8 protein-coding genes are annotated in these 6,673 nt (G+C 73.8%); 3 read left to right on the top strand and 5 right to left on the bottom strand.

Translation table 11 applies throughout. From position 1 onward, the window contains the following. Positions 1–229: 229 nt before the first annotated feature. From CCN39_RS40255 to CCN39_RS40245, 3 genes are all read right to left on the bottom strand, one after another. Positions 230–691 carry a DUF5994 family protein gene (locus tag CCN39_RS40255; protein ID WP_086851406.1) on the bottom strand — a complete coding sequence of 154 codons (462 nt, stop codon included), beginning with the start codon at positions 689–691 and terminating at the stop codon, positions 230–232. A 300-nt stretch (positions 692–991) separates the two neighbouring features. Beyond that, positions 992–1,270, bottom strand: coding sequence for a hypothetical protein (locus tag CCN39_RS40250; RefSeq protein WP_086851404.1), 279 nt, complete (start codon positions 1,268–1,270; stop codon positions 992–994). 250 nt (positions 1,271–1,520) lie between these two features. Then, positions 1,521–2,705 (bottom strand): carboxylate-amine ligase, encoded by a 1,185-nt coding sequence (locus tag CCN39_RS40245; protein WP_086851399.1) that lies wholly within the window; start codon positions 2,703–2,705, stop codon positions 1,521–1,523. Between the two features lie 325 nt (positions 2,706–3,030). Here CCN39_RS40245 and CCN39_RS52225 point away from each other — a divergent pair, with 325 nt between their 5' ends. From CCN39_RS52225 to CCN39_RS40230, 3 genes are all read left to right on the top strand, one after another. Next, positions 3,031–3,987 (top strand): NsdA family TPR-like regulatory protein, encoded by a 957-nt coding sequence (locus CCN39_RS52225; protein ID WP_244211214.1) that lies wholly within the window; start codon positions 3,031–3,033, stop codon positions 3,985–3,987. 152 nt (positions 3,988–4,139) lie between these two features. Further along, on the top strand, positions 4,140–4,496 hold the full coding sequence (locus CCN39_RS40235; RefSeq protein ID WP_086851398.1) for an HPF/RaiA family ribosome-associated protein: 357 nt from the start codon (positions 4,140–4,142) through the stop codon (positions 4,494–4,496). Further along, positions 4,493–4,945, top strand: a complete 453-nt coding sequence (locus tag CCN39_RS40230; protein WP_086851396.1) for an STAS domain-containing protein — start codon at positions 4,493–4,495, stop codon at positions 4,943–4,945. The genes CCN39_RS40235 and CCN39_RS40230 overlap by 4 nt, the downstream gene beginning before the upstream one ends. 41 nt (positions 4,946–4,986) lie before the next feature. On the opposite strand, the gene CCN39_RS40225 is transcribed toward CCN39_RS40230, so the two are convergent. Together CCN39_RS40225 and CCN39_RS40220 are read right to left on the bottom strand one after the other, a co-directional pair. Then, on the bottom strand, positions 4,987–5,325 hold the full coding sequence (locus CCN39_RS40225; RefSeq protein WP_086851394.1) for a hypothetical protein: 339 nt from the start codon (positions 5,323–5,325) through the stop codon (positions 4,987–4,989). A gap of 39 nt (positions 5,326–5,364) precedes the next feature. Beyond that, on the bottom strand, positions 5,365–6,534 hold the full coding sequence (locus tag CCN39_RS40220) for an AI-2E family transporter (protein ID WP_086851392.1): 1,170 nt from the start codon (positions 6,532–6,534) through the stop codon (positions 5,365–5,367). Positions 6,535–6,673 lie beyond the last annotated feature (139 nt).

The raw sequence follows: 6,673 nt of genomic DNA, 5'->3' as shown, positions 1-6,673 counted from the left end.
CCCGGCGCTCCCGGTGTCGCAGTGATCATCACAGTCCTCCGCCCGGTCCGGTCACTTCGGGGTGGCACCGCCGAGGTCCGGGGCGGACACCTTCGAGGATAGCCCGGCCGGCCGCTCGGGGCGTCGGCGAAACGGGTGGGCCATCGCGTGCCGGGAAACGGGATTGCGTCGAACGATCGGATTCGCTTCGTGGTGACACCCGGCGCCGGTCGCGGTTCGGCGGGAGGGATCAGGAGACGTGCCCGCCTTCGGTCTCCCAGTCGTCCTCGGTGGTGTCGTGGCGGGGCCGTGGCACCGCCGGAGCGGCGAGCGCCCCGCTCGCGGCGAGGATGTCCGCCGGCCGGTCGGTGTTGCCGCGGCGGGACGCGGTCATCAGCGCGCGGTGTCCCGCGGTGGCCACCGCCTCCGGTGGGATGACGAGGAGGGTGAGCTGGTTCGGTTCCGGCCCGGTCACCGACAGGACGTGGCCGTCCCGGTCGAGGAGACCGTCGAGCCGGATGACGTGGCCCTCGAGCTCGAGCCGCCGCGGCGCACTGTCCCATTCGGACACGGTGTACGCCACCCTGGTGAGGTGGCCCATCCGGGCCGTCAGCGCCGCGGCCAGCCCCGGCAGTTCCGCCGCGAGGTCGCGCGACCACGGCCACCAGCCGCCGTCGACGTGACCAGCCGGTCCGCTCCGGGGTTTCCACACCAGTCTGGGCGGGGGGCGAGTGCGCTGACCCGGCCGTGCGGAGGACGTTCTGGTTCTGGTGGGCGATTCCGGCGCCATGCCGCTGTCCCGTCCCGATCGCGGTGACCGATGTGGAGGGAAACCGAGGACGGCACCGGCTCTGCCGCCGGCACGCGAAATGCTCTCGGTACCCCGGATTCTACACCCGCCGCCGCGCGATCACTTTTCGCGCAACGGTGCCGGGCGGAAGACCGAACAGCACCAGCGGGACTCGCCTGCGCCGTCGTCGATCGCCGCGGTGCGCGCTCCTCGGCGATCGGTTCAGGGGCGTCCGGGGACCGGTCGTTCGTCGGCCGGCTTCGCGGTCACGGCGATGATGTCCCGCTCGTCGACCCAGTGCACCGAGGCCGTGGGGCCGTCGTCGGCGATCACGGGGACACGGGCGCCTTCGGGCCCGAACTCGGGCCGGCCGGCGATGGCGCCGGTCCGCGGCGAGCGTGGGTCCGGGCCGGCGTAGGTGACGCGCCAGTTCCCGACGCAGTAGGCGATCTGGCGCCGGGGTGCGGGGGGAGTGACGGCGTGCGGGTTCCGGGCAGTCATCCGTCTTCTCCTCGGCCGTGGGTGCGTTCCGCGCAGTGCGGGAACGGCGGGCACGCCGAGGTCTGGGGCGGTCCGCGCAGCCTAGACGCTCTACGCCATCCACCAGAACCGAATCCCCCGGATGAGGGACCCTCGAACGAGGGCGGCGGTTGCGGGGTCCGGCGGTGCACGAGATCGGTGCGCCGTGCGCCGTGCGCCGTGCGCCGTGCGCCGTGCGCCGTCGCAGGTCGCGGGCGTCACCGGAGCCGGCTCAGCCGTCGGGGACGGCCACCGGCCGTGGCCTCGGTGCCGGGCCGGCGCGGCCGGTCCCGCTGTTCCCGGCGAGAGCCGCCGAGGCCAGCTCCGCCACGAGCGCGGCCGGTGAGCCGGCGTCGGCGAACAGCGCGCGCTGGCGTGCCGCGCCGGTTTTCCCGGCCTGCACCGCGGCAAGCTGCCGCTCGACCGTCGCGAAGTCCCCGTTGGCCTCCAAAGCCGGCCGGACGTAGTCGAGGAGCCGGCCGACGAGCACGTGCTGCGGGAGGACCTGCCCGGTGCGGGGGTCGATGCCGTCGCCGGGGTAGCCGCCGCGCGCCGCGGCGGTGAGCGATGCGGCGACCAGCGCGGTCCGGACCGGCCGGGGCGCGATGCCGGCCCGGGCCTCCGCGAGGATGGTGACCACGAGGGCGCGGGTCAGCCCGGCGAGCAGCACCGCGTCTTCGGCCGTCAAGCCGACGTCCGCGATGCGGATCTCGACCGTCGGGTACTTAGGCGAGAGCCGGGCGTAGAAGTAGACCCCGGTCGCGTCCAAGGCCTCACCACGGCGCACCGCGCTGTCGACGCTCGCGGTGTAGGCGGACGCGTCCGGCCAGTCCAGCGGCGGGTTCGCGGTCGGCCAGCGCGACCACAGGGGGTACCGGCCGCTGGCCCACCCGGAGTCCTCGTCGTGGGCGAGCGGCGAATTGGCGCTGATGGCCAGCAGCGGGGCGAGCCAGGGGCGCAGGCCGGCCAGGACCCGGACGCCGAGTGCCGGGGACGGGATGCCGACGTGCACGTGGCAGGCGCACGTGCCGGCTTCCGGGAGGAGCGCGGGGAACCGGGCGGCCAGCGCGCGGTACCGGGGTTCGGCGGTGATGGCGGACCGGCCCGGCAGGTCGCCGCACGGGGGTGTCCCGGACGCCAGCACCAGGCACCCGGCCCGGTCGGCCGCGTCCGCCACGAGCCGGCGCAACCCGAGCAGGTCCGCCCGGGTTTCGTCGAGGCCGGTGTGGACCCCGGTGGCGGTTTCGAGCTGGAACCGCAGGAATTCCGGCATCACGGCGGGTTCGCCGTCGAGCAGTTCCAGCACCCGGGGCGCGGCGAGCGCCACCCCGCCGGTCACCGGGTCCGCGAGGACGAATTCCTCCTCTACGCCGAGGGTGAGATCGTTCCGTTCCGGCAGCGAAAGTCGCACGTGCACAGCCCGGGCTCCGTCCCTCGGTCGGATCGCCAGTCTCACCGGCCGACCCGGCCCCGCGTAGGGCCGCAGGTCACCCATCGGAGAACTTTCGGCCCTTCCGCGGGACCGGCGGAGGACGGCCCGGAAGCGCACAAGGCGATCGGGGCGGTCCTCCGCGTTCCCGTTCGCGTTCCGGCGGATGCACGCGAATGTTCCCGCCCTTTTCAAGCAAATCTTCCGGCATTTCCCGTTCGGCGGGCTCGGGGCGCCGGGGATCGTTTAATCTCGGTTGACGCTCCGGACCCTGGTGACGCATCAAGTCATACCTGGAAACGGAGACGCTGTGATGATTCATTTTCCGCTGCCGTTCCGGGTCGAGGTGAGCGATCTCGAAGCGCTCGAGGCGACGACCCGCGCGTTCCGCGCCCTGGACTACCGGTACGGCGGCGGGTACTGCCACGCCCCGCTTGCGGCGCTCGCCTCGTGGACGGTCCTGCTGCGCGAAGGATCCGTTCCGCCGAGACTGCGGCGACGGCTTTGCCGCGGTCTGGCCGACCTGCACAACCTGCTGGCGTGGACGGAGTTCGACGTCGGCCGCGACGAGTCCGCCCTCCGGTCGTTCGACGTGGCGGCGGAGCTCGCGGTGGAGGCCGCGGACCACGACCTGCTCGCCAACGTCAGCTACCGGCGCGGCCGCCTGCACCTGCAGCGCGGCTCGGTCGACGACGCGCTGGCGGAGTTCGATCGGGGACAGGACGCGGCAGTGCGGGGATCGTCGGCCCGGGCGCGGGCCATCCTCTCGATCAACCAGGCGTGGGCCTGGGCGATGCGGGCGGACGAGCCCGCCGCCTTGCGGCACCTGGGCCAGTCGATCGAGGCGTTCCCCGCCGACGCGGCGGCGGCGCCCTGGACGCGGTTCTTCGACGCGAACGACCTCGCCGCGATGACCGGAACGGTCCGGGTCGAACTCGGGTGCACCGTCGATCGCCGCCACGCGGCCCTCGCGATCCCGTTCCTCGACGAGGCAGTGGCCGCCTACGGGCCGGAGATGAGCAGAAGCCGTTCGCTGACCCAGATCATGCTCGCCCTCGCCCACGCCGTCCGGCACGACACCGAGGCGGCCGCACGCGTGGGAATCGAGGCCGTCCGCGTCGCACGGGAGATCCGGTCGGTGCGCGCGAAGGGGCGCCTGCGGCCGCTGGAGGCCGTGCTGCGGGCCGGCCCGGCCAGCCGGGCCGGCCGGGAGCTGCTGACCCGGATCGCCGAGTTCCGGACGGGAACCGGGGACGCCCCGGCCGGCTGACCCCGGAGGCTGTCGCGGCGGTGCGGCGGACGGGAGAAAGGTTCCTTCGGCCCTCGGGCCGGGGGCGGGTGACCCTGGGCAGGCCGTCGCCGGAGTGGACACGATGGCCGGACGCCCGCGCAGACCCGGGCCGGCCGGCGAGAGGACAACGCATGCAGATCCAGATCAGCACGGACCGAACGGTGCCCGGCGGCGAAGAGCTGATCCGGCACTTCGAAGGGGAGCTGGCCGCCCGGTTGTCGCGGTTCAGCGACCACCTCACGCGGCTGGAAGTCCACTTCAGCGAGGAGTCCGCCGCCGACGGCGGAACGGAGCGCCGCTGCGTGCTCGAGGCCCGGCCGACCGGACGCCGGAAGGTGGCCGTCAGCCACCACGCGGGTTCGGTCGCCGAGGCGTGCCAGGGTGCCGTGCACAAACTCGAGAACGTGCTCGAAGGCGTGTACGGGCGGAGGGATCACCACAAGGGCGGGGATTCCATCCGGCACCAGAGCGGGCGCGCCGCGTCATGACCGGCCGCCACGGACCGGGTTCGCCCGGCGAGCCGATCGTGCCGCCCGTCGTCATCGATTTCCCGCGCCCGCGCCGGGCGCCGGTCCACCGGTACCAGGATCTGGCCATCACCGTGGAGTGGCTCGGTGCGACGGTGGTCGTCGCCGTGGACGGTGACGTCGACCTCTGCACGGCGCCGATGCTCCACGACGTCCTGGCCGCGAACGCGAGCCGGGCGCCGCGGCGGATGGTCGTGGACCTGTCCCTCGTCCGGTTCCTGAACTCCGCCGGGCTGGCGGTGCTGCTCGACACCCACCGGGCCGCCCCGGGCACCGATGTGCGGCTGGTCGCCACGACGCGCGCGACCTTGCGGCCGCTGCGGCTCACCCGCACCGACGAACGTCTGGTCGTCCACACCTCGCGGGCGGCGGCCATCGCGGCGCCGCGCTGGGCGGCGGACACCGGCTGACCGCGCGACCCCGGTTTCACCGGCGGGACGGCGGCGACGGCTCAGTTCCCGGTTCGCTCGCCGGAACCGGGCGGGTGGGCGTCGAGGATGTCGGTGGCCCGCACCAGGCTGACCTGCTCATCGGAGGCAGCCCCCTGCCGGCGGACGGGCACCCAGGTGGTGCTGGTGTGCTCGTCGCGCAGGCTGTGTCCCGCGACGGTCCCGACGTTCTCGCACCACGCCGGGGCCGCGCACGAGGACGCGTGCGCGCGGCCGGCGCGGTGGCGGTAGCGGACGCGCCAGCCGGGTGGGTAGCCACCGCCGTGGCGCGTGGGCCAGAGCCGGTACGCGCTCTCCGCGGTCCGTCCCGCCGGTTGCGGATCGGTTTGCTCGTCGTCCACCGGTGCCCGCCTTCGCTCGCGGCGCACGGGTGCGCGCCGTCATCGGTCGCCGGGGTCCGGGGCGCGGTCTTCCAGAGTAGAACCGGAAGCCCCGGGCCCGGTTCGCCCGGGCGAGTGGTTCTCCGGCCGGGCGGCCAGGCTGCGCACGCCCGAGCTGAAGACGGCGAGCAGGGGCACGGCGAACAGGGCGCCGACGATGCCGGCGGCGACCAGCCCGATGGCGAGGGCGAGGACCACGGCGAGGGGATGCAGCCGGACGGCGCGCCCGAGCAGCAGTGGTTGCAGGACGTGGCTTTCGAGTTGCATGACGCCGACGACGACGGCGAGCACGATGACGGCCGCCCACACGCCGTTGGCCACCAGCGCCACCAGGACGGCGATCGCGCCCGCGATCACCGAGCCGATGACCGGGACGAACGCGCCGAGGAAGACCAGCGCGCTCAGCGGAGCCGCCAACGGAACTCCGATGATCACCAGGCCGAGGCCGATACCGGCGGCGTCGACGAACGCGACGGCCGCCGTGCCGCGGATGTAGTGCGCCAGGGTGGTGAACCCGCTGCGGCCGGCCACGTCGACGCGGTCGCGCACGCGGGCCGGCACGGCCCGCAGCACGAACACCCAGATCACCCGGCCCTGGGCGAGGAAGAAGATCAGGCAGAACAGAACGAGCAGGGACTCGGCGAGCAGTTCCCCCACGGTCACCGCCGTGGTGAGGGCACCCGAGGCGATCGCCGACTTGTTCCGGCCGAGCGTGGCGGTCAGGTTGCCGAGCATTTCGTCGAGCTGGACCTGGCTGAGGTGCAGCGGCCCGGTGCGCAGCCAGGTGTGCAGGTCGGTCAGGCTCGCGGTGACCTGGTCGATCAGCCCGGGCATGCCGACGGTGACGCTGATGACCACGAACGTCACCACGCCGCCGGCCAGCACGGTTCCCCCGACCAGCACGATCGCGGCCGCGAGACCGCGGGGGACCTTCTTGCCCGCCAGCCAGGAAACGGCCGGGGAGAACAGGCCCGCGAGCAGCAGCGCCACCGCGACCGGGACCAGCACCGAGGCCAGCTTGACGACCACGAAGCCCAGCACCGTCAGTGCGGCCGCCACCACCAGCGAACGCCAGCCGACGGCGGCCGCGACCCGGAGCCCGTAGGGAACGGCGGACAGCACCTCTGCGGAGGATTCGCTCTTCGGGCTCACCGGCCGATCGGCTGTCATGAGCGTCCGCCTTTCCACGGCTCGGTACCCGCCCCGGCAAGGACGTGACCGGTTCCAGCGTGCCCCGGATGTCTCCGCGCCGCCGAGCGGGCGAACGGGCGAACACCCCGTGTGCTTAGACTGAGGTCTAGCAAAGGGG

Origin of the sequence: Amycolatopsis kentuckyensis, assembly GCF_002155975.1 — a bacterium.
Classification (GTDB): domain Bacteria; phylum Actinomycetota; class Actinomycetes; order Mycobacteriales; family Pseudonocardiaceae; genus Amycolatopsis; species Amycolatopsis kentuckyensis.
Note: the sequence above shows the minus strand (reverse complement) of the source record. Positions and strands in the feature narration are given on the sequence as shown.